The following is a 20,814-nucleotide window of genomic DNA, read 5'->3' as shown; positions in this document are numbered from 1 at the left end:
GCGCCACCGAACAAGAACAACAAGGAAGCGCCCATGCGGATCGTCGATATCTGCGAGGTCACCAAGCCGATCTCCTCGCCCATCCGGAACGCCTATATCGACTTCTCCAAGATGACCGCGAGCCTTGTTGCCGTGGTGACGGACGTGGAGCGGGAGGGCCGGCGCGTCGTCGGCTACGGCTTCAACTCCAACGGGCGATATGGGCAGGGCGGGCTGATCCGCGAGCGGTTCCGCGACCGCATCCTGGAGGCCGACCCGGCTTCGCTGCTCAACGACGACGGCACCAATCTCGACGGTCACAGGATCTGGTCCGCGATGATGCAGAACGAGAAGCCAGGCGGGCATGGCGAGCGCTCGGTCGCCGTCGGCACCATCGACATGGCAGTTTGGGATGCCATCGCCAAGATCGAGGAGAAGCCGCTGTTCCGCATGCTGGCCGAGCGCAAGGGCATCGAGGCGGACCCGCGCGTCTTCGTCTATGCCGCGGGGGGCTACTACTACCCCGGCAAGGACGACACGGCGCTGCGCGCAGAGATGCGCAGCTACCTGAACCGGGGCTACACGGTCGTGAAGATGAAGATCGGCGGCGCGCCGATTGAGGAAGACCAGCGCCGGATCGAGGCGGTCCTCAGCGAGATCGGGGACGAGGCGCAACTGGCCGTCGATGCCAACGGGCGCATGGACCTCGAAACGGCCATCGCCTACGCGAAGATGCTGCGGGAGTATCCGCTGTTCTGGTTCGAGGAGATAGGCGACCCGCTCGACTACCAGCTGCAGGCGGCAATGGCGCAGTTCTATCCCGCAGCCATGGCGACCGGTGAGAACCTGTTCTCACACCACGATGCGCGCAACCTGCTGCGCTATGGCGGCATGCGGCCCGACCGCGACTGGCTGCAGTTCGACTGCGCGCTGTCCTACGGACTGGTGGAATATCTGCGCACGCTCGACGTGCTGGAGGAAATGGGCTGGTCGCCGCGCCGCTGCATCCCGCATGGCGGACACCAGATGTCGTTGAACATCGCGGCGGGCCTCGGGCTTGGCGGCAACGAGAGCTACCCTGACCTGTTCCAGCCCTATGGCGGGTTTCCGGACGGGGTGAATGTCGAGGACGGGCACATCGTCATGCCGGAGCTTCCCGGCATCGGCTTTGAGGGCAAGTCCGACCTGATAAAGGTGATGCGCGAGCTGGCCGAGTAGGGGAGACTGAGTGCGCGTCCTAGCGCACCAGCACCACGGGCACCTTGCAGGAGCGGATCATCTCGGTCGTCGTCGAGCCGATGATGAGGCTGCGGATGCGGCTGTGGCCATAGGCTCCCATGACGAGCATGTCGAAGCCGGATTCCTCCACCAGCTTTCCGAGCGCCTTGTCCGGCTGGCCGGGCAGAACTTCGGTTTCCGCGTCCAGCCCCGCGCCCTTCAGCACGGCCCTTGCGTCTTCCAGCCCCTTCTTCACCTCGGCCGTTTCGTTGCCGACGGTGACGATGTGCATCTGAAGCCCCGCAAATAGCGGGCTGCGGGCGATATGGTCCACCGCCTTCATGGCGGAGACGCCGCCATCATAGGCGACCAGCACCTTGGAGATCGGCTTGAAGGCGCGCGAGGCGACGAAGACCGGCTTGTGGCTGGCGCGCACGATGCGCTCCAGGTTGGAGCCGAGATGGCCCTTGGCGAAGTCGGCGGCCTCGCCGCGCTTGCCGATCATGATGACGCGGGCGTCGGCCTCGACTTCGGCCACCGCCTCGACGATGTCGCCGTGGCGCAGCCGGATGGAGACATCCTCGACGCCGGCCTTCTCGACCAGTGCCTGCGCATCCTCAAGGATCGCGCGGCCGCGATGGCTGATGAGCTTGGCGCGCTGAGCGTCGAGCTCGGCCAGTTCCTCCAGCAGTGCGGAGCGTGCGCCAAGCTTGATGGCGCCGGACAGGTCCTGCTTTTCGGGTGCCTCGCGGCGGCCCAGAACGTGCAGCAGTTCGACGGGCGCGCCGGTGCGGCTGGCCACCCAGGCGGCATGGTCGCAGACGCTTGCGGAATAGAGCGAGCCATCGACGAGGGCGATGATCTTGTCTTCGGGTCGGGTCATCGTCATCGCGTCCTCAGTGGGCCAGCAGCTTGTCGGTCGCGCCGGGCTTGTCGTGGATGGCCAGCTTGTCGACGAGGGTTTCGCTCGCCTCGTTCATGCCGACGATCTCGACCTCGGCTCCGTCGCGGCGGAATTTCAGGATCGCCATGTCGAGCGCCTCGACTGAGGAAATATCCCAAATGTGGGCGCGGCTGACATCGATGGTGACCTTGTCGAGGGCCTCCTTGAAGTCGAAGGCGTCCATGAAATCCTCCACCGAGCCGTAGAACAACTGGCCCTGCACCACGTAGGTGCGTTCGCGGCCGTCCTTCGAGATGCTCGACGTCACCTTGAAGAGCTGCGCGATCTTGCCCGCGAAGAAGACGCCCGACAACAGCACGCCGACCAGAACGCCGATGGCGAGGTTGTGGGTATAGACCACGGTGACGACCGTCGCGATCATCACGATGGATGACGAGCGCGGGTGCACCTTCAGCGCCTTGATGGACGACCACGAGAAGGTGCCGATCGACACCATGATCATGATGGCGACGAGCGCCGGCATCGGGATCACGCGGACGAAATCACCAAGCCCGACGACGAGGATCAGCAGGACGGTTCCTGCCGTGAACGAGGACAGTCGCCCGCGCCCGCCCGACTTCACGTTGATGATGGACTGACCGATCATGGCGCAGCCGGCCATGCCGCCGATGAAGCCGGTGGCGGTGTTGGCGAGGCCCTGGCCGATGCACTCCTGGTTGCGGTTCGACTTGGTGTCGGTGAGGTCGTCGACGATGTTCTGCGTCATCAGGCTTTCGAGCAGGCCGACGATGGCGACAGCCACCGAGTAGGGCAGGATGATCGTCAGGGTTTCGAGGTTCAGCGGGATCTGCGGCAGCAGGAAGACCGGCAGCGTGTCCGGCAGTTCGCCCATGTCGCCGACAGTGCGTACGTCCCAGCCGAAGGCGAGGGTGAGCGCGGTCAGAACGGCGATGGTGACGAGCGGCGAGGGGATCGCCTTCGTGAGCAGCGGAAAGAGATAGATGATCGCAAGGCCCGCCGCGACGAGGGCATAGGTCAGCCACGTCACGTTGCGCGGGTCCAGTTCGGGAAGCTGCGCCATGAAGATGAGGATCGCGAGCGCGTTGACGAAGCCGGTCATCACCGATTTCGACACGTAGCGCATGACGAATCCGAGCTTCAGCAGCCCGCAGCCGATCTGGATCAGGCCGGCCAGCACGGTCGCCGCCAGCAGGTATTGCAACCCGTGGTCGCGCACCAGCGTCACCATGAGCACGGCGGTCGCGGCGGTGGCGGCCGAGATCATGCCCGGTCGCCCGCCGGTGATCGCGACGATGACCGCGATCGAGAAGCTCGCGTAGAGGCCAACTCTGGGGTCGACGCCGGCGATGATGGAAAAGGCGATGGCTTCAGGGATCAGCGCCAGCGCCACGACAAGACCTGCCAGCAGGTCGCCGCGAATGTTGCTCGTCCACTGGGCGCGGTAGGCATCGAGTGAGATCATCGGGACACGGTTTCCGTATACCAGCGTGCGCGCAACCGGTTGGCGCGGCTGGGGTGCAATTGCACGTTTTGGCTGATGTTGACCGGCCAGACGCCTGGCCGAAAATGGCCGGAACGCAGCCCGGCTCAGAAATTGTTGCAGTGCGGCATAGGCGGTTGCGCGCTGAAGCGCAACCATGCGGACCGGATCAGCACTGTTTCGCAGCCATACAAAACGCAGGATCAGTCGTCCGCGCGGGTGGCGAGATAGACTGTCTGGGTGAAGTCTGAATCCTGCAGCGGATTGTGGAAGGTCACTTCGCGCGCCTCCACTTCGCGGAAGGCGGATTCCAGCACCGACACGAAACCCGCATCGGGCTTTTCGTTCGACCAAAGCGCAAAGACGCCGCCGGGGTTCAGGCGGCGTGCGAACCGCTTCAGGCTGTCGGGCCGGTAGAAGGCCGCACTTTCCGGCGCGAGCAGGAATTCCGGCGAGTGGTCGATATCGACGAGGATGGCGTCGTGACGCCGACCCGGTTCGGCCGGGTCGAAGCCTTCCTGCGAGACGGCGGCGGCGAAGAAGTCGTTCAGGGCGAAGCGGCAGCGCGCATCCGCGCACAGCTCTGCCCCGAGCGGGATCAGGCCCTGCTCGTGCCAGTCGATCACCGGCTGGAGGAATTCCACCACCAACAATGAGCCGGTCCGTGGATCGTCCAGCGCGGCTTTCGCCGTATAGCCGAGGCCAAGCCCGCCGACGACGACATCGAGGTTGTCGCCCGCGCAGCGCGCAAGGCCCAGTTCGGTCAGCGCGACTTCGGAGGCGATGAAGGCGCTCGACATGAGAAACTCGTCACCGAGCTTGATTTCGAACACATCGTCATCGGAGCCGGGAAGCTTGCGGCGGCGCAGGCTGACCGGCCCGATGGGGGTCAGCCGGTAATCCAGTTCCTGAAAAATCGCGCTCATCGGCTTCCCTTCGCTTGGCGGCGTGGTATCAGCGGCGCCTCATTGGCATGGGGCACGATGGTGCCGCACCCTCACAGGGAGTAGCACAGCCAGCATGGCGAAACGCGACGTGATTGGCGAATTCGATACGGTGATCCTCGGCGCGGGCGCGGCGGGGATGATGTGCGCTGCGCAGGCGGCCGCGCGCGGCGGGCGCGTGCTGGTGCTCGACCACGCCAAGGCGCCGGGCGAGAAGATCCGCATTTCCGGGGGCGGGCGCTGCAACTTCACCAATCTGGACGTGAAGCCGCAGCGATTCATCTCCGCCAACCCGCATTTCGCCAAGTCGGCGCTGAGCCGATACACGCAGCACGATTTCATCGCGCTCGTGGCCGCCCATGGTATTGCCTACCATGAGAAGACGCTGGGCCAGCTCTTCTGCGACGAGAGTGCGACGCTCGTCATCGCGATGCTGGTTGCGGAAATGGAGCGCGCCGGCGCGCAGCTTGAACTTGGCGCCAGCGTCGAGAACGTCGCAAAGACCGAGAGCGGGTTCTCCATCCGCGTCAGCATCGAGGGAAAGAGCCGGGCCATCACGGCGCGCAACTTCGTCGTGGCGTGTGGCGGCAAGTCGATCCCGAAGATGGGCGCGACCAATTACGGCTACAAGCTCGCCGAGCAGTTCGGGCTGGCGGTGACCGAGACGCGGGCCGGGCTGGTGCCGCTCGTCTTCGGGCCGGAGACCATGGCCGGGTCCCGCGAACTGGCGGGCGTTGCCTGCGACGCGCGGGTTTCCTGCAACAAGACGACGTTCGACGAGGCGCTGCTCTTCACACATCGCGGGCTGTCGGGGCCTGCGATCCTGCAAATCTCGTCCTACTGGCGCGAAGGCCAGCCGGTGGAAGTGAACCTCGCGCCGAAGCTAAACGTGCTGGAGGCGCTGAAAGCCCGGCGCAAGCGCGACGGGCGCAAGGCGGTCGGCACGGTGTTGGCCGACCTGCTGCCGAAGCGGCTGGCCGCCGAGATCGCATCCGCCACCGCCGCGAAAGGCAATATCGCCGACATGAACGACAAGGCGCTTGGCGCGCTCGCTGACGCCGTGAACCGATGGCGCGTCGTGCCGATGGGAACGGAAGGCTACCGCACGGCGGAAGTGACGCTTGGCGGGGTCGATACGGCGGGGCTGAATTCCCGCACGATGGAAGCGCGAGACGTGCCGGGTCTCTACATCATCGGCGAGGTCGTGGACGTGACCGGATGGCTCGGCGGATACAATTTCCAGTGGGCATGGTCGTCCGGCTGGGCTGCAGGGCAGGCCATCGCAGCAGCGTCAGATTGACGCGAAGCGTGGCGGAAATGCTCGCTTTTCCAATGTTTTTTCATTGCTGCAGTGCGAAGGGGTTTGAAACCTTCGCTTGACACCCCATCTTTGATGGCGCAATCAGACGTGTCGCTGCGCTGCCGCGTGAGTATGCCGGGCCTTCTCTCAGGGAGGCTGAACAGCGCACCAAAGATCCCCAGTTCCCCATCACGCAGGGTTCTACACGCGACGGCCAGTTGAGGCGGGATAAGCCCGCTTCCTCCAGAGGCCGCGCGAACCCTTTTCCGCCGCAAGCACTGCGCCGGAACATACGGCTGTGCGGGCATCGGCCCGGTTCGCGGCCGATCAAGGATTCAATTTGTCTAACTTCGAAATGTTCGGCCTCGCGCCGACACTCAAAAAAGCCATCGACGCTGCAGGTTTCAGCGAACCGACCCCGATCCAGCAGGAAGCCATTCCGCTGGCGATGCAGGGCCGTGACGTGATGGGCCTCGCCCAGACCGGTACCGGCAAGACGCTGGCCTTCGGCCTTCCCCTCATCAACAGCTTGCTCTCGCAGCCTTCGGGCAAGCGCCCGGCCAAGTCGGTCAAGGCGCTGGTCCTCGCGCCGACGCGAGAACTGGCCAACCAAATCGCCGAGAGCCTCTGGGCTCTGGCCGGCAAGACGGGCCTGCGGGTTTCCACTGTTGTCGGCGGACAGTCCATTGGCCGGCAGATCAACATGCTGTCGAAGGGCACCGACATTCTCGTCGCGACCCCCGGCCGCCTCATCGACCTGATGGATCGCGGTTCGGTGGATCTCGGCTCGGTGCGATACCTCGTCCTCGACGAGGCGGACCAGATGCTCGACCTCGGCTTCATCCACGCGCTGCGCAAGATCGCGCCGAAGCTCGGCAAGCCGCGCCAGACCATGCTGTTCTCGGCGACCATGCCCAAGCAGATGGAAGAACTGAGCCAGGCCTATCTCAGCGATCCGCAGCGGGTTCAAGTCGCACCGCCCGGAAAGGCCGCCGACAAGGTGACGCAGTCGGTCCATTTCATCGACAGGGGCGACAAGCCGGCGCTGCTGCGCGACGTGCTGTCGAACGATCTCGAGGCGCTGACGCTCGTGTTCGCGCGCACCAAGCACGGTGCGGAAAAGCTGATGAAGAAGCTGGTGGCCGATGGCTACAACGCGGCTTCCATCCACGGCAACAAGAGCCAGGGCCAGCGTGACCGCGCCATCAAGGCGTTCCGCGAAGGCAAGATCAAGACGCTGGTGGCAACCGATGTCGCAGCGCGCGGCATCGACATTCCCGGCGTTGCCTACGTCATCAACTACGATCTTCCAGAGGTGCCGGAGAACTACGTGCACCGCATCGGGCGTACCGCGCGTGCGGGGCGTGAGGGAGAGGCCATTGCCTTCTGCGCGCCGGACGAAGCGAACCTCCTGCGGCAGATCCAGAAGCTGATGAAGATCGAGCTTCCGGTTGCCAGCGGCACCAGCCCGCTGCCGGCTGCCGGCGAGAAGCCCAATCGCGGATCGGGCGCACCGCGCCGTCGCGGCCCCGCTGCCAACACCAACAAGCCGGCCGAAGGTCACAAAAGCGGCAAGCCGGGTCAGAGCCGCCGCCGCCGCCAGTCGCGCAACCGCAACGCGGCCTGAAGCGCATCTGCCTGCGATTGCATCACCTGATGCAGATACAAAAAAGCGTCTCCCGCCCATAGGTGGGAGACGCCCGGTTGGATGTGGTGCAAACAACCTGCCGGCAAAACCGGTGCGCATCATGTAGCGCGCCCTGGCGGGCCATCAATTGGCTGCCGACGATCTGCCCAAAAATTGGATAAAGACCTGTGACGCTTACCATTTAGGCATTGCTGAATGGGTGTGCACAAATGAGTCTCAAGGGCCTATTGCCCACGAATGCGGCAGAACGTCCTCGCCCTGCGTCAAATACCCCTTAAGAATCAGTTAAATAGCGGATTGCCCACGTGGCTTCCGGCGATTGGCACGCGCGTTGCTACCTCTCCAGACGGTGCAAACAGACCTGTCGGAGGTATTTAGGTCATGATCTGGAAAGCTGGAAAATCAGCAATTGCCGGGATGGCAGCGCTCGCCGCGGTTTCGGCGACCACTGTTGCGTCCGTGGCGCAGGAAGAAACCATCAAGGTTGGCGTCCTGCATTCGCTGTCGGGAACGATGGCGATTTCCGAAACCACTCTCAAAGACGTCATGCTGATGCTCATCGAGCAGCAGAATGAAAAGGGCGGCCTGCTCGGCAAGAAGCTGGAGGCCGTCGTGGTCGATCCGGCATCCGATTGGCCGCTGTTTGCCGAAAAGGCGCGCGAACTCATCACCGCGAACGAAGTCGACGTCGTGTTCGGCTGCTGGACGTCGGTTTCGCGCAAGTCCGTCCTGCCGGTCTTCGAGGAACTGAACTCGATCCTCTTCTACCCCGTCCAGTACGAAGGTGAAGAGAGCCAGCGCAACGTGTTCTACACGGGTGCTGCGCCGAACCAGCAGGCCATTCCGGCCGTCGACTATCTGATGAACGAAGAAGGTGTCGAGCGCTGGGTGCTTGCGGGCACCGACTATGTCTACCCCCGCACGACCAACAAGATCCTCGAGCAGTACCTCAAGGACAAGGGCGTTGCCGAAGAAGACATCATGATCAACTACACGCCGTTCGGTCACTCCGACTGGCAGACGATCGTGGCCGACATCAAGGAATTCGGCTCCGCCGGCAAGAAGACCGCCGTGGTCTCCACCATCAACGGCGACGCCAACGTTCCCTTCTACAAGGAGCTTGGCAACCAGGGCATCGCAGCGTCCGACATCCCGGTCGTCGCGTTCTCGGTGGGTGAGGAAGAGCTGGCCGGTCTCGATACCACCCCGCTCGTCGGCCACCTCGCCGCGTGGAACTACTTCCAGTCGGTCGAGTCGCCGGAGAACGCCGAGTTCATCAAGGCCTGGAAGGCCAAGATGGGCGAAGAGCGCGTCACCAACGACCCGATGGAAGCCCACTACATCGGCTTCAACATGTGGGTGAAGGCGGTCGAGAAGGCCGGCACCACCGACGCCGACGCCGTCATCGATGCCCTGCCGGGCACCGAGGCCGCGAACCTGACCGGTGGCACGTCGGTGATGCTGCCGAACCACCACATCACCAAGCCCGTGCTCATCGGTGAAATCCAGGACGACGGCCAGTTCGAGGTTGTCTCCGAGACCGATGACCTGGTTCCCGGCGATGCGTGGTCTGACTTCCTGCCCGAATCCAAGCCGCTGAAGGCGGACTGGGTCGAGCTGAAGTGCGGCAACTACAACACAGAAACCAAGACCTGCGTCGGCAGCGCCTCGTAAGCGCTCACCGAACGCACAAGAATGCGGGGAGGCCGCGCGTCGGCCTCCCCCACCTGACCAGACGACTTTCGGGGCCCGGTTTTTCATCCATGCGCATTCTTCTTGTTCTCATCGGGCTTGCAGCCTGCCTCGTGGCAAGTGCAAACACGCCCGTTCGCGCGGACGAGGCCGAGCTTCGCGCGGTGATCGCCAAGTTCGCCGACGTCAAGAAATTTTCAGACACCGAAGCTGTTATCGATGAGATCGCGGCGCTGGGCGACCCGGCTGCCGCGCCGGCCCTGAACGCGCTGTCCGATGGCACGCTGATGATCGTGGAAGCCGACAACAGCGTCGTCATCGTTCGCGAGACGAATGCGGACGTGAAGCTGTTCGACCCGCTGACCATGGAGCCGATCGGCACCGCGCAGGAAAACGAGCTGCGCAAGGTCAAGATCAAGAATTCCATCCGCCGCCTGATCGCCGATGCAGTCTCGGGCCTGACCCTGCGCGCCAAGGACCCTGCTGTGCGCATGGAGGCGGCAGAAACGATGTTCTCGCGTCCCGACGCGAGCATGATCGAAACCCTCGACGAGGTGATCGCGAACGAACAGGATCCCTCTGTGCGGACCGCCTTCAGGGAGGCCCGCGCCGCCGCTGTCCTCCAGTCCGACCTCCCGGAAGCGGAGAAGATCGACGCCATCGCCGTGCTGAAGGCGCGTGGCGGGCGCGACGTCCTCCCGATCCTCACAGTCGCGATGAATTCATCCGACAGCGAAGCGGTGAAGGCCGCTGCCACGGATGCCGTGAACCACGTCGAACAGAACCTGAAGATCTGGGCTGCCGGGCAGAACCTCTGGTATGGCCTGTCGCTTGGCTCGGTGCTGCTGCTGGCAGCCATCGGACTTGCCATCACCTTCGGCGTGATGGGCGTCATCAACATGGCCCACGGCGAAATGGTGATGCTCGGCGCCTACACCACCTTCGTGGTGCAGGAGATCATGCGCAATTCCGCGCCGGGGTTGCTGGACTGGTCGCTGGTGGTGGCGCTGCCGCTGGCCTTCCTCGTCGCAGGAACCGTCGGGTTCGCGCTGGAGCGCGGCGTGATCCGCTTCCTCTATGGCCGCCCGCTGGAAACCCTGCTCGCCACGTGGGGCGTGTCGCTGGTGCTGCAACAGGCCGTGCGGTCCATCTTCGGGCCGACGAACCGGGAAGTGTCCAACCCCTCGTGGATGTCGGGCGCGTTCGAGCTTGGCGAGATGACGCTGACCTGGAACCGGTTGTGCATCGTGATCTTCGCCATCGCGGTCTTTGCGATGCTGCTGTGGGCGTTCAACTACACCTCGCTCGGCCTGCGCATGCGGGCGGTGACGCAAAACCGGCGCATGGCGGCCTCCATGGGCATCCGCACGCCGTGGGTGGACGCGCTGACATTTGCGCTCGGGTCGGGCATCGCGGGCATCGCCGGTGTCGCGCTCAGCCAGATCGACAACGTCTCGCCCAACCTGGGCCAGAGCTACATCATCGACAGCTTCATGGTGGTCGTGTTCGGCGGTGTGGGGAACCTGTGGGGCACGCTGGTGGGCGCGCTGTCGCTCGGCATCGTCAACAAGTTCCTTGAACCATACGCCGGCGCGGTGCTCGGCAAGATCCTGGTGCTGGTCTTCATCATCCTGTTCATCCAGAAGCGTCCGCGCGGACTGTTCGCCCTCAAGGGCCGGGCGGTGGACGCATGATCCTCACCCATCTCTTCCGCAACGGCGTCACCAGGCCGATCGCCATCGCGTTGATCGTCATTCTGGCGATTGCCGTTCTGGTGCCGGCATCGAACGTGCTGCTGTCGCCGTCCCACCCGCTGCACGTGCCGACCTACATCATGGCGCTGGTCGGCAAGTACCTGACATATGCGCTGCTGGCGCTGGCGCTCGATCTCGTCTGGGGGTTCTGCGGTATTCTCTCGCTTGGCCACGGGGCGTTCTTCGCGCTCGGCGGCTACGCCATGGGCATGTACCTGATGCGCCAGATCGGCACGCGCGGTGTCTACGGGCACCCGGTGCTGCCGGACTTCATGGTGTTCCTCAACTGGAAGGAACTGCCCTGGTACTGGTACGGGTTCGACCACTTCTGGTTCGCCGCAATCATGGTGATGCTGGTGCCGGGGCTGCTGGCCTTCGTCTTCGGCTGGTTTGCGTTCCGCAGCCGCGTGACGGGCGTCTATCTCTCCATCATCACGCAGGCGATGACCTACGCGCTGCTGCTCGCCTTCTTCCGCAATGACATGGGCTTTGGCGGCAACAACGGCCTGACCGACTTCAAGGACATTCTCGGCTTCAACGTGCAGGCGCGCGAAACGCGCGCGGCGCTGTTTGCCGCAAGTGGCATCGCGCTGGCGCTCGGCGTTCTGGTGACCGCGATGGTCACCGGCTCGCAACTCGGCAAGCTGATGGTGGCGGTGCGCGACGCGGAAAGCCGTACGCGCTTCATCGGTTACCGCCCCGAACACGTGAAGCTCTTTGCCTTCGTGCTATCGGCGGTGATGGCAGGCATCGCAGGCGCGCTCTACGTGCCGCAGGTCGGCATCATCAATCCGGGCGAGTTCGCGCCGGCAAACTCAATTGAAGTCGTGGTGTGGACTGCCGTCGGCGGGCGCGGGACCATCATCGGGCCGATCATCGGCGCAATCCTCGTCAACGCGGGCAAGAGCTGGTTCACCGGCATCCTTCCCGAGGTGTGGCTGTTCGCGCTCGGCGGGCTGTTCATCTTCGTCACGCTGTTCCTGCCCAAGGGCATCGTCGGCACCATTCGCGACGGGTGGTCGGGCGGGCGCGTGTGGGCCAGCAAGCGCAAGAAGCCGCAGGAAGACCTGGAAGACGAAACCGCGCCCACCACGGCACAGGCAGCGGAGTGACACCATGAGCCGCCACGACACGCTTCTCTATCTCGACGGCGTCAGCGTCTCCTTCGACGGGTTCAGGGCGATCAACAACCTGTCCTTCGTGCTGGCGGAGGGCGAGATGCGCGCCATCATCGGCCCCAACGGCGCGGGCAAGACGACGATGATGGACATCATCACCGGCAAGACCCGGCCCGACGAGGGCGAGGTCTATTTCAAGGGCAAGATCGACCTCACCACCCACGACGAGGCCGATATCGCCATGCTCGGCATCGGGCGCAAGTTCCAGAAGCCCACCGTCTTCGAAAGCCACACGGTGGAGGACAACATCGCGCTGGCGCTGGCCGGTGCGCGCGGCGTGCTGCCGACGCTGTTCCGCGCCGCCACGCAAAAGCGCGAGAACGGCATCAAGGCGATCCTCGACAAGATCCGCCTGTCGCACCTGCGCGACAGTCTCGCCGCCAATCTCAGCCACGGGCAGAAGCAGTGGCTGGAAATCGGCATGCTGCTGGCGCAGGACCCCAAGCTGCTGCTGGTGGATGAGCCCGTCGCCGGCATGACCGACGCGGAGACCGAGGAAACCGCCCGCCTGCTGCGCGAGATCGCAGAGGACCACTCCGTCGTCGTCGTCGAACACGACATGGGCTTCGTGCGCGACCTCGGCGTGAAAGTGACCTGCCTGCACGAAGGCTCGGTCCTGTCGGAAGGCTCGCTCGACCACGTCTCGTCGGACCAGCGGGTCATCGAAGTTTACCTGGGGCGCTAGAATGCTGGCTGTCGAAAACGCTCACCTGCACTACGGCGCGGCCGAAGCGCTGCGCGGCGTATCCCTTAAGGCACTCGCCGGGCGCATCACCTGCGTGTTGGGGCGCAACGGCGTCGGCAAGACGAGCCTGCTGCGCGCCATCATGGGGCATCTCCCCCTGTCGGAAGGCGAGATTGTCTTCGAGGACAAGCCGTTCGGCCGCATGGCGACCTATGACCGGGCGCGTTCGGGCATCGGTTTCGTGCCGCAGGGACGCGAGATCTTCCCGCTGCTGAGCGTGCGCGAGAATCTCGAGACCGGCTTCCCGGCGCTGAAGCGCAGCGAGCGCACGGTGCCGGACTACGTGTTCGAATTGTTCCCGGTCCTCAACGACATGCTGGGGCGGCGCGGGGGCGACCTCTCCGGCGGGCAGCAGCAGCAGCTCGCCATCGGGCGCGCGCTGGTGACCCGGCCGAAGCTTCTCGTTCTGGACGAGCCGACGGAAGGCATCCAGCCGTCGATCATCAAGGATATCGGGCGGGCCATCCAGTTCCTGCGGGACAAGGAAGGCATCGCCGTACTGCTGGTGGAGCAGTATCTCGATTTCTGCCGCGAGCTTGCCGACGACATCTACATCATGGATCGCGGCGAGATCGTCCATTCCGGGGATGCCCCGAGCCTCGACAGGCCGGACGTGCGCAAGCACCTGACGGTTTGAAACAATTCCAGGAAAAGTGGACGCGGGGTTTCCGTCCGGAATTGCGTAAGACTTAAATCACTGGATTGCAGCCAGACCTTCATCGAGCAGATCGGTCAAAGTCCGCCCTGCTTCTTCAAGAAGTCCACGATCTCGTTCGTGCCCTCGCCCCGGCGCATGTCGGTGAACAGGAAGGCGCGTCCCGCGCGGGACACTTCCGCATCAGCACGCATCCGGTCGAGGTCGGCGCCGACATGGGGCGCGAGGTCGGACTTGTTGATGAGCAGCAGGTCGGACCGCGTGATCGCCGGGCCGCCCTTTCGCGGAATGTCGTCACCTTGGCAAACCGAAATGACGTAGAGCGTGAGATCGGCGAGGTCGGGCGAGAAGGTCGCAGCGAGATTGTCGCCGCCGGACTCGATGAAGATCACGTCCAGGTCGTCGTGCCTTCCTTTCAGTTCCTCGATGGCGCGAAGGTTGATCGAGGCATCCTCGCGGATGGCGGTGTGCGGGCAGCCCCCGGTTTCCACGCCGAGGATGCGGTCCGACGACAGAGCCTGAAGGCGGACCAGCGCATCGGCATCCTCGCGGGTGTAGATGTCGTTGGTGACGACGCCGACGGAGAAGTCGTCGCGCATGGCCTTGCACAGGTTGGCGGTCAGCGTCGTCTTGCCGGAGCCGACCGGGCCGCCGATGCCGACGCGCAGGGGACCGTTCGCGGATTTCGTCATGAGCGGAAGAGCCTCCCGTCGAGCGTTTCGTGTTCGAGCGCGGCGATGTCGGCCATGAAGGTGCAGGAGCCGAGATCGTCCAGCGTGGATGTGGCCGCGGAGCTTGCTGCTTCCGCGATCTGCGGTTCGAGCCGGGCGAGCAGGCGCGCCGCGCCGTTCTGGCCGATCACCGAAAGACGGATTGCCGCCTGCAACTGGCTGGAGACGAAGGCCTGCAGGAAGCCGCTCAGCGCATCGGTCAGTTCGATGTGGCTTGCGGCACACGCCGCGCCAACGATGACCGGCAGCGGGGTATCCTTCGGGCAGGAGATTTGTTCGGCTTCCGGCCAGCTTGCCAACGCCTGCGCGAAAGCTGCCCCCTGCGCCACCGTTTCCAGGTGCCTTTGTTCGCTGCCGCAGAGTGCGGTCGCGGTGGCGGCCAGATCGTCCAGCGGTTCGGTGCGGCCTTGCGCGTTCCACGCGGCGGCTAGCAGCACGAGATCGTTGCGGATCGTGCCGTGCGCGATCAGCGCGGCGAGCCAGTCGCCGAGTGCGGTTTCATCCGTGACCGTCCCATCGCGCGAGGCCTGCTCCAGCCCGCCGGAATAGGCGAAGCCGCCCGTCGGGAAGACGGGGGAGAGCCAGTTCATCAGGCGGATGAGAGACGCGGACACGAACAGCTTCAGTCGTGGCTGTGCGGCACATGGCCGTGGTGATGATGATGGTGGTGGTCGTGCCCGTGATCAGGGCCGTGTGAATGATCGTGCCCGTGCGAATGGCCGCCATAGGCACCGCCTTCGGGATCGAACGGGCCGTCGATTTCCGCCACCTGCGCGCCGAGGCCCTTCAGCATGTCGGCAATGACATGGTCGCGCCGGATCAGGATGCGGTCGGCGAAGACCTGCGCGGGCAGGTGCCGGTTGCCGAGTTGCCAGGCAAGCTGGACGAGGTGGCCGGTGTCGCGGGCGCGCACTTCCAGCAGGGGTTCGGGGGCGGCGCGAACCTCGATCACGCGCCCGTCGTCCAGCACCAGTCCTTCGCCGTGGCGCAGCAGGCGGGCTTCGGGAAGGTCGAGCAGGAACGCGATGCCCTCCTTCCCATCGATGGCGTCCGAAGTCATCGCCATGCGCCGGCGGTGCCGCGCGGTCTCGTCCAGCGTGATCGTGCCATCGGTTTCGTGGACATGATCGATGACTTTGGTGACGCGCGGCATGGGTGTCAGGTCTCCAGGTCCGGATTCAGCAGTGCGGGCAGGTGGAAGAAAGCCAGCGCCTGTTCCTCGCAGGTGATGGCCATGACGTCGCCTTGCGCATTGATCGCGACGCCCTTGGGGCCACCCTCGGACTCATTGTGCCTGCCGCGCTGGAAGCTGTCATCGTCCAAAACCTGCACTTCGCGCACCGGTTCGTGAATTCCGGCCCAGTCGCCATCATTGCTGCGAAAGAACCGCACGACCGGCGCGCCGGAATCCGACACGCACAGCGTGTTGCCACCCTCGATGAAGCGAATGCCGTGCGGGTAGTCCATGCCCCTGCACCGCCCGACCGGCTTCGCCTTGCGATTGAAGCCGACCTCGCGGTCGAAGATCAGCACTTCGTGGGTGCCGAAATTGCTGACGGCGATCCAGCGGCCGGTCTCGTCGACCGCGATACCATCGGGCACCTTGATTTCCTGTTCCAGCACGATCGCGTTGTCGGGCAGGGCCGGGCCGGGCCGCAGCGGAAAGCGGTGCCGGGTGATGCGGTGCTTGTAGTTGTTGCACACGAAGATTTCGATGCGACCGTCCTCGGCCCTGGTCGCGCAGAGCGAGCCCGGCGAATGCAGCCGGTGCAGCAGGTTGCCGCGCGTGATCGTGCGGATCGGCTCGATCTCCTTCGCGGTGCAGGCGAAATCGGCGCCGGAAACGTCCAGCACGGTTACGCCGCCGCTGCGATTGCCGACGATCAGGTGGTCTTCGCCGACAAAGACCATGCCGTGCGGCTCTTTCAGTTCGGCCGAGCGCAACTCGGTCCAGCCTGTCAGCGCGACCTTCGGCACGTTGCCGGAATGGTCGAAAGCGATGGAGAAGATGCAGCAGGAGCCTTCGGTGTAGCCGGCGACCGCCATCTTCGTGTTGTCGGGTGACAGGCAGACATCCTCGGTGCGGCCGAGGCGGGCGACCATCTCGGCGCATTCGGGCGTCATGTCCGGTTCGATGCCGGCGAAGAAACCCTCGATCCGGGCCGGACTGGTCACGTTGGGGTTGCTCATTTCGATCCTTGGGGATGACCGCAGCGCGAGGTGATGGGTGGGGTCAGGGAGGAGTGGGCGAGGTCCGGTGCACCACCAGATATACGCGTGCTGCTCGGGCGCGGAAACCGGAAATTCCGCAGGGGCACAAAGGACAGGGCCGCCGTGCGATCAGGCCTCATGAGTTGCCGGTATCCGGCGCGCCGGCCAGCAGAGCCGACAGGTGAAAGAACGCCAGCGGCTGCTTCTCGCAGGTGGTGACGAGAACGGTCTCGGTCGCATCCAGCGCGATGCCCTTCGGCCCGCCTTCCGCCTCGTTGTCGCGGCCGCGCAGGAAGGTCTCGTCATCGAGAACGCGCACCACGCGTTCCGGCAAGATCTCGCCGCACCACGCGCGGTCGTCGCTCCGGTAGAAGCGGATCAGGGGCGCGCCGGCGTCAGCCACGCAAAGCTGCCGCCCGCCGTCGAAGAAGCGCAGGCCGTGGGCGTATCCGGTCTCCTTTAGCCGCCCGACCGGATCGGCCGTGGCGTTCAGGCGGGCTGCATCGAAGAGCAGGACTTCCTGCGTGCCGTGGTTGGAGATCGCAACACGACGCAGGTCGGGATCGGTGGCGATGCCGTCGGGGATATCGAGATGCTTGTCCAGGACGATTGCGTTGCGCGGCAATGCAGGGCCGCCACGCAGGGGAAACCTGTGCCGCGTGACGTGATGAAGGAAGTTGTTGCAGACGAGGATTTCGGCCTCTCGCTCAGTCTGCCGCGCCACGCAGACCGAACCGGGCGTCTTGACGTGGTGGAACGCATTGGCGCGGTCGATCACCCGCAGCGGGTCGATGTTCAGTACGTCGCCTGAAAAGCCGGCCCGGGCGGTGTCGAACACGGTGACCTTTCCCTTGCGATTGGCAACGACGAGCTTGGTCTCGCCGATGAAGGCCATACCGTGCGGTTCATTCAGGGCGTCGGAGCGGATATCGGTCCAGCCGTTGATGCGAATGCGCGGTGTGTCGCCGGACAGGTCGAACGCGACGTCGAACAGGCACATGGAATTCTTCAGATAACCCGCGACGGCCATCACCGTGTTGCTCGGCGAAAAGCAGACGTCTTCGGTGCGGCCAAGCTGCGCGAGCATGGTCGCGACCTCCGCGGTGATCTCCGGATCGATCCGGGCGGAGAATCCGTCCACGGCGGTCTGCCTCTTTGGCGTGAAGTGGTTCATATGGATCACTGAAACGCGGCGAACCCGACGACGAGAAACGCACCCGACCCCGCAATTGATCCCGCTGGCGCGCAAACGTCTCCTCGTTGGCGCGCCGATCAGGGATATGAGGACTTTCTAAAACAGAAAGTACCGCTGCGCCATGGGCAGGACGTCGGCGGGTTCGCAGGTCAGCAATTCGCCGTTGGCGCGAACCTCATAGGTTTCCGGGTCAACGTCGATTTCCGGTGTTGCGTCGTTGAGCACCATGGACGATTTCGAGATGCCGCCGCGGGTGTTCTCCACCGCGATCATCTCGCGCTCGACGCCGAGCTTCTCCTTCAAGCCGTCATCGAGGGCCGCCTTCGAGACGAAGGTGACGGCGGAGTTCGTCATCGCCTTGCCGAAGGCTCCAAACATTGGGCGCATGTGGACCGGCTGCGGGGTCGGGATCGAGGCGTTGGGGTCGCCCATGGGGGCGGCCGCGATGGTGCCGCCGACGAGGATCATGTCCGGCTTGGCGCCGAAGAAAGCCGGGTTCCACAGTACGAGGTCGGCGCGCTTGCCGACGTCGATGGAGCCAATCTCCTTCGAAATGCCGTGGGCGATGGCCGGGTTGATCGTGTACTTCGCCACGTAGCGGCGCACGCGCAGATTGTCGTTGTCGCCGCTTTCCTCCGAAAGCCGCCCGCGTTGGCGCTTCATCTTGTCGGCGGTCTGCCAGGTGCGGATGATGACCTCGCCGACGCGGCCCATGGCCTGGCTGTCGGAGGCGATGATCGAGAACGCGCCCATGTCGTGGAGGATGTCCTCCGCCGCGATTGTCTCCTTGCGGATGCGGCTTTCGGCAAAGGCGATGTCCTCGGGGATCGAGGCGTCCAGGTGGTGGCACACCATCAGCATGTCGAGGTGCTCGGCGATGGTGTTCACCGTGTAGGGGCGCGTCGGGTTGGTGGAGGACGGGATCACGTTCTGCAGGCCGCAGACCTTGATGATGTCGGGCGCGTGGCCGCCGCCGGCACCTTCGGTGTGAAAGGCGTGAATGGTGCGCCCAGCGATGGCTTCCGTCGTCGATTCCACGAAGCCGGACTCGTTCAGCGTGTCGGTGTGGATCATCACCTGCACGTCGTAGTCGTCTGCGACCGACAGGCAGCAGTCGATGGCGGCAGGCGTGGTGCCCCAGTCCTCGTGCAGCTTCAGCGCGCAGGCACCGCCGAGGATCATTTCCTCCAACGCGCCCGGCAGCGAGGCGTTGCCCTTGCCCGACAGGCCGATATTCATCGGGAAGGCGTCAAAGGACTGGATCATTCGCCCGATGTGCCAGGGGCCGGGGGTGCAGGTGGTGGCCAGCGTGCCATGGGCGGGGCCGGTGCCGCCGCCGAGCATCGTTGTCAGCCCGCTCATCAAGGCTTCCTCGATCTGCTGCGGGCAGATGAAGTGAATATGCGCATCGAAGCCGCCGGCGGTGAGGATCTTGCCTTCGCCCGCAATCGCCTCCGTGCCGGGGCCGACGATGATGTCGACATTCGGCTGGGTATCCGGGTTGCCGGCCTTGCCGATGGCGACGATGCGTCCGTCCTTCAGGCCGACATCCGCCTTGTAGACGCCGGTGTGGTCGACGATCAGTGCGTTGGTGATGACGGTGTCGACCGCGCCGTTGGCGCGCGTCGTCTGGCTCTGGCCCATGCCGTCGCGGATGACCTTGCCGCCGCCGAACTTCACTTCCTCGCCATAGGTGGTGAGGTCCTTCTCCACCTCGATGAACAGCTCGGTATCGGCAAGGCGCACCTTGTCGCCGGTCGTCGGGCCATACATCGCGGCGTAGGTGCTGCGGGAAATCCTGGCGGGCATTCGTCTTCTCTCCCCTGTCGAATTCGTGTCGCGCAAACGCGCGTTGCAGCGCGCCTCAGGCGGCCGCCGAGGCTTTCGTTACGTCAGCTAAGAAATCGCGAAAGGGGCCGCACAATCCGGCCCCAATATCACCCCGAAATGACCACGCATGGCCGGAAACCAATCGCGCAGAGGCGTGTTTCCCATGGGCCCTTCGCGACAACGCGACGGGAACATTCCAAGAAATGGGAGTCACACCATGAAACGGAACACCAAGATCCTGACGTCTGCACTGCTCGCCGCCACCATGCTTTCCGGTCCGGCGCTCGCAGATTCCGCCAACAAGCCGTACCAGGCCGGCAAGCAGGGCGAGGTGAGCCAGGGTGCGAATGCCAACGCCAACGCCAATGCGAACGCGCGCATGAACGCCGGTAACAACCAGGGCGACGTTGTCTCGAGCATCCGCTCGTCCAACTCCGCCAAGACCGACCTGGGCACCGTCACGTCCGACAGCGACGTGTCCGTGGTTGCGGTGAAGCCCGCGAGCGACTCGTCGGCCAAGGCGATCGACAACGCGATCAACGACAACTCGCAGTCGATTGACCAGCTGCGCGCCTCCGTGAAGGGCAACACCGCGCTGGTGGACAAGCTGGAAGCCCAGGGCTACAGCGCCGACAGCGTCGTTGCCGCGCGCAGCCACACGGACGGCTCGGTCACGATCTACGTGCGCTAAGCCATCCGGCAAAGTTGTAGAGGAAGGGTGCGGACAGCCGTCCGCGCCCTTTCTTTTTGCCTGTCCGGGAATTGGGTCGCTGCCTGTCAGCATGGCGCGGTCACAGGTCTCCCATCACGTCCTTGCGGAACCCGTAGACCTTCTTCGCGCCGGTGTAGGGAACCAGCGACACGTCGCGGGACTGTCCCGGCTCGAACCGCACGGCGGTGCCTGCGGCGATATCCAGCCGCATGCCGCGCGCGGCCTCCCGGTCGAATTCCAGCGCAGGGTTGGTTTCGAAGAAGTGGTAGTGCGATCCGACCTGCACTGGCCGGTCGCCGGTATTGGCCACTTTCAGGGTGACGGCGACGGCACCGGCGTTCAGCTCGATCTCGCCATCAGCGGCAATGACCTCGCCGGGGATCATCGTCCCTGGTCCTTGGCCTTGGCGGCAGCGCGGCAGGCGAGAAACACGACACCACCGACAAGGCCGATGATCGCGACAGCGCCAAGCGCCAGCGTCCAGTCCGGGTGCGGATGGGCGTGGGGCAGCGCGTGCACATCGTGGGCAAGGGCCTGCGAGGAAGCCGCGGCAGAGATCAGTGTTGCGGGCAGCAATGCGAACCGTTTCATGGGCGTTTCTCCTCTAAGCGTCGCGC

The 20,814-nt window shown here is 64.6% G+C and carries 20 protein-coding genes; 9 read left to right on the top strand and 11 right to left on the bottom strand.

The genetic code is table 11. The features are described from left to right. The first annotated feature begins 33 nt into the window (after window positions 1-33). A complete protein-coding gene (locus ACKTEK_RS13870) occupies window positions 34-1,197 on the top strand; it encodes a mandelate racemase/muconate lactonizing enzyme family protein (RefSeq protein ID WP_409165885.1) in 1,164 nt (387 codons plus the stop codon). Window positions 1,198-1,216: 19 nt separating this feature from the next. Here the strand turns inward: ACKTEK_RS13870 and ACKTEK_RS13865 are convergent, their stop codons facing one another. From ACKTEK_RS13865 to ACKTEK_RS13855, 3 genes are all read right to left on the bottom strand, one after another. Next, window positions 1,217-2,080, bottom strand: a complete 864-nt coding sequence (locus ACKTEK_RS13865) for a universal stress protein (RefSeq protein ID WP_409165884.1) — start codon at window positions 2,078-2,080, stop codon at window positions 1,217-1,219. Window positions 2,081-2,093: 13 nt separating this feature from the next. Continuing rightward, entirely contained in the window at window positions 2,094-3,584 is a 1,491-nt protein-coding gene (locus tag ACKTEK_RS13860) for a SulP family inorganic anion transporter (protein ID WP_409165883.1), read from the bottom strand. Window positions 3,585-3,805: 221 nt separating this feature from the next. Then, window positions 3,806-4,528, bottom strand: coding sequence for a spermidine synthase (locus ACKTEK_RS13855; protein WP_409165882.1), 723 nt, complete (start codon window positions 4,526-4,528; stop codon window positions 3,806-3,808). A 94-nt stretch (window positions 4,529-4,622) separates the two neighbouring features. Here ACKTEK_RS13855 and ACKTEK_RS13850 point away from each other — a divergent pair, with 94 nt between their 5' ends. From ACKTEK_RS13850 to urtE, 7 genes are all read left to right on the top strand, one after another. After that, window positions 4,623-5,846: an NAD(P)/FAD-dependent oxidoreductase gene (locus ACKTEK_RS13850; RefSeq protein WP_409165881.1), complete on the top strand. Its 1,224-nt coding sequence runs from the start codon at window positions 4,623-4,625 to the stop codon at window positions 5,844-5,846. 340 nt (window positions 5,847-6,186) lie between these two features. Further along, window positions 6,187-7,473, top strand: coding sequence for a DEAD/DEAH box helicase (locus tag ACKTEK_RS13845; protein ID WP_409165880.1), 1,287 nt, complete (start codon window positions 6,187-6,189; stop codon window positions 7,471-7,473). Between the two features lie 438 nt (window positions 7,474-7,911). Next, the gene (urtA, locus tag ACKTEK_RS13840; RefSeq protein WP_409166163.1) at window positions 7,912-9,168 is read left to right on the top strand and encodes an urea ABC transporter substrate-binding protein; all 1,257 of its coding nucleotides are present in this window, start codon (window positions 7,912-7,914) and stop codon (window positions 9,166-9,168) included. Window positions 9,169-9,257: 89 nt separating this feature from the next. Beyond that, a complete protein-coding gene (gene urtB, locus ACKTEK_RS13835; RefSeq protein WP_409165879.1) occupies window positions 9,258-10,880 on the top strand; it encodes an urea ABC transporter permease subunit UrtB in 1,623 nt (540 codons plus the stop codon). After that, entirely contained in the window at window positions 10,880-12,052 is a 1,173-nt protein-coding gene (gene urtC / locus ACKTEK_RS13830) for an urea ABC transporter permease subunit UrtC (RefSeq protein WP_409166162.1), read from the top strand. Before urtB ends, urtC begins: the two co-directional genes overlap by 1 nt. A gap of 4 nt (window positions 12,053-12,056) precedes the next feature. After that, entirely contained in the window at window positions 12,057-12,803 is a 747-nt protein-coding gene (urtD, locus tag ACKTEK_RS13825) for an urea ABC transporter ATP-binding protein UrtD (protein WP_409165878.1), read from the top strand. A gap of 1 nt (window position 12,804) precedes the next feature. Continuing rightward, entirely contained in the window at window positions 12,805-13,500 is a 696-nt protein-coding gene (gene urtE / locus ACKTEK_RS13820; protein WP_409165877.1) for an urea ABC transporter ATP-binding subunit UrtE, read from the top strand. Window positions 13,501-13,595: 95 nt separating this feature from the next. On the opposite strand, the gene ureG is transcribed toward urtE, so the two are convergent. The 6 genes from ureG to ureC all read right to left on the bottom strand — a co-directional run bounded on the left by ureG (window position 13,596) and on the right by ureC (window position 19,464). Next, window positions 13,596-14,210: an urease accessory protein UreG gene (gene ureG, locus ACKTEK_RS13815; protein WP_409165876.1), complete on the bottom strand. Its 615-nt coding sequence runs from the start codon at window positions 14,208-14,210 to the stop codon at window positions 13,596-13,598. Beyond that, window positions 14,207-14,863, bottom strand: a complete 657-nt coding sequence (locus ACKTEK_RS13810) for an urease accessory protein UreF (RefSeq protein ID WP_409165875.1) — start codon at window positions 14,861-14,863, stop codon at window positions 14,207-14,209. The genes ureG and ACKTEK_RS13810 overlap by 4 nt, the downstream gene beginning before the upstream one ends. Before the next feature lie 8 nt (window positions 14,864-14,871). Beyond that, window positions 14,872-15,402, bottom strand: a complete 531-nt coding sequence (locus ACKTEK_RS13805; RefSeq protein WP_409165874.1) for an urease accessory protein UreE — start codon at window positions 15,400-15,402, stop codon at window positions 14,872-14,874. Window positions 15,403-15,407: 5 nt separating this feature from the next. After that, window positions 15,408-16,439 carry a YncE family protein gene (locus ACKTEK_RS13800; RefSeq protein WP_409165873.1) on the bottom strand — a complete coding sequence of 344 codons (1,032 nt, stop codon included), beginning with the start codon at window positions 16,437-16,439 and terminating at the stop codon, window positions 15,408-15,410. 157 nt (window positions 16,440-16,596) lie between these two features. Then, entirely contained in the window at window positions 16,597-17,601 is a 1,005-nt protein-coding gene (locus ACKTEK_RS13795; protein WP_409165872.1) for a YncE family protein, read from the bottom strand. 150 nt (window positions 17,602-17,751) lie between these two features. After that, window positions 17,752-19,464: an urease subunit alpha gene (gene ureC, locus ACKTEK_RS13790; RefSeq protein ID WP_409165871.1), complete on the bottom strand. Its 1,713-nt coding sequence runs from the start codon at window positions 19,462-19,464 to the stop codon at window positions 17,752-17,754. 238 nt (window positions 19,465-19,702) lie between these two features. Between ureC and ACKTEK_RS13785 the strand changes: the two genes are divergently transcribed. Further along, the gene (locus tag ACKTEK_RS13785) at window positions 19,703-20,176 is read left to right on the top strand and encodes a hypothetical protein (RefSeq protein WP_409165870.1); all 474 of its coding nucleotides are present in this window, start codon (window positions 19,703-19,705) and stop codon (window positions 20,174-20,176) included. Window positions 20,177-20,276: 100 nt separating this feature from the next. On the opposite strand, the gene ACKTEK_RS13780 is transcribed toward ACKTEK_RS13785, so the two are convergent. Further along, on the bottom strand, window positions 20,277-20,582 hold the full coding sequence (locus ACKTEK_RS13780) for an urease subunit beta (RefSeq protein ID WP_409165869.1): 306 nt from the start codon (window positions 20,580-20,582) through the stop codon (window positions 20,277-20,279). Next, on the bottom strand, window positions 20,579-20,788 hold the full coding sequence (locus ACKTEK_RS13775) for a hypothetical protein (protein ID WP_409165868.1): 210 nt from the start codon (window positions 20,786-20,788) through the stop codon (window positions 20,579-20,581). The genes ACKTEK_RS13780 and ACKTEK_RS13775 overlap by 4 nt, the downstream gene beginning before the upstream one ends. Window positions 20,789-20,814: the final 26 nt, after the last annotated feature.

The organism is Tepidamorphus sp. 3E244, assembly GCF_046159835.1.
Lineage (GTDB): Bacteria > Pseudomonadota > Alphaproteobacteria > Rhizobiales > Tepidamorphaceae > JACKJK01.
This window is presented reverse-complemented; position numbering and strand designations above follow the sequence as displayed.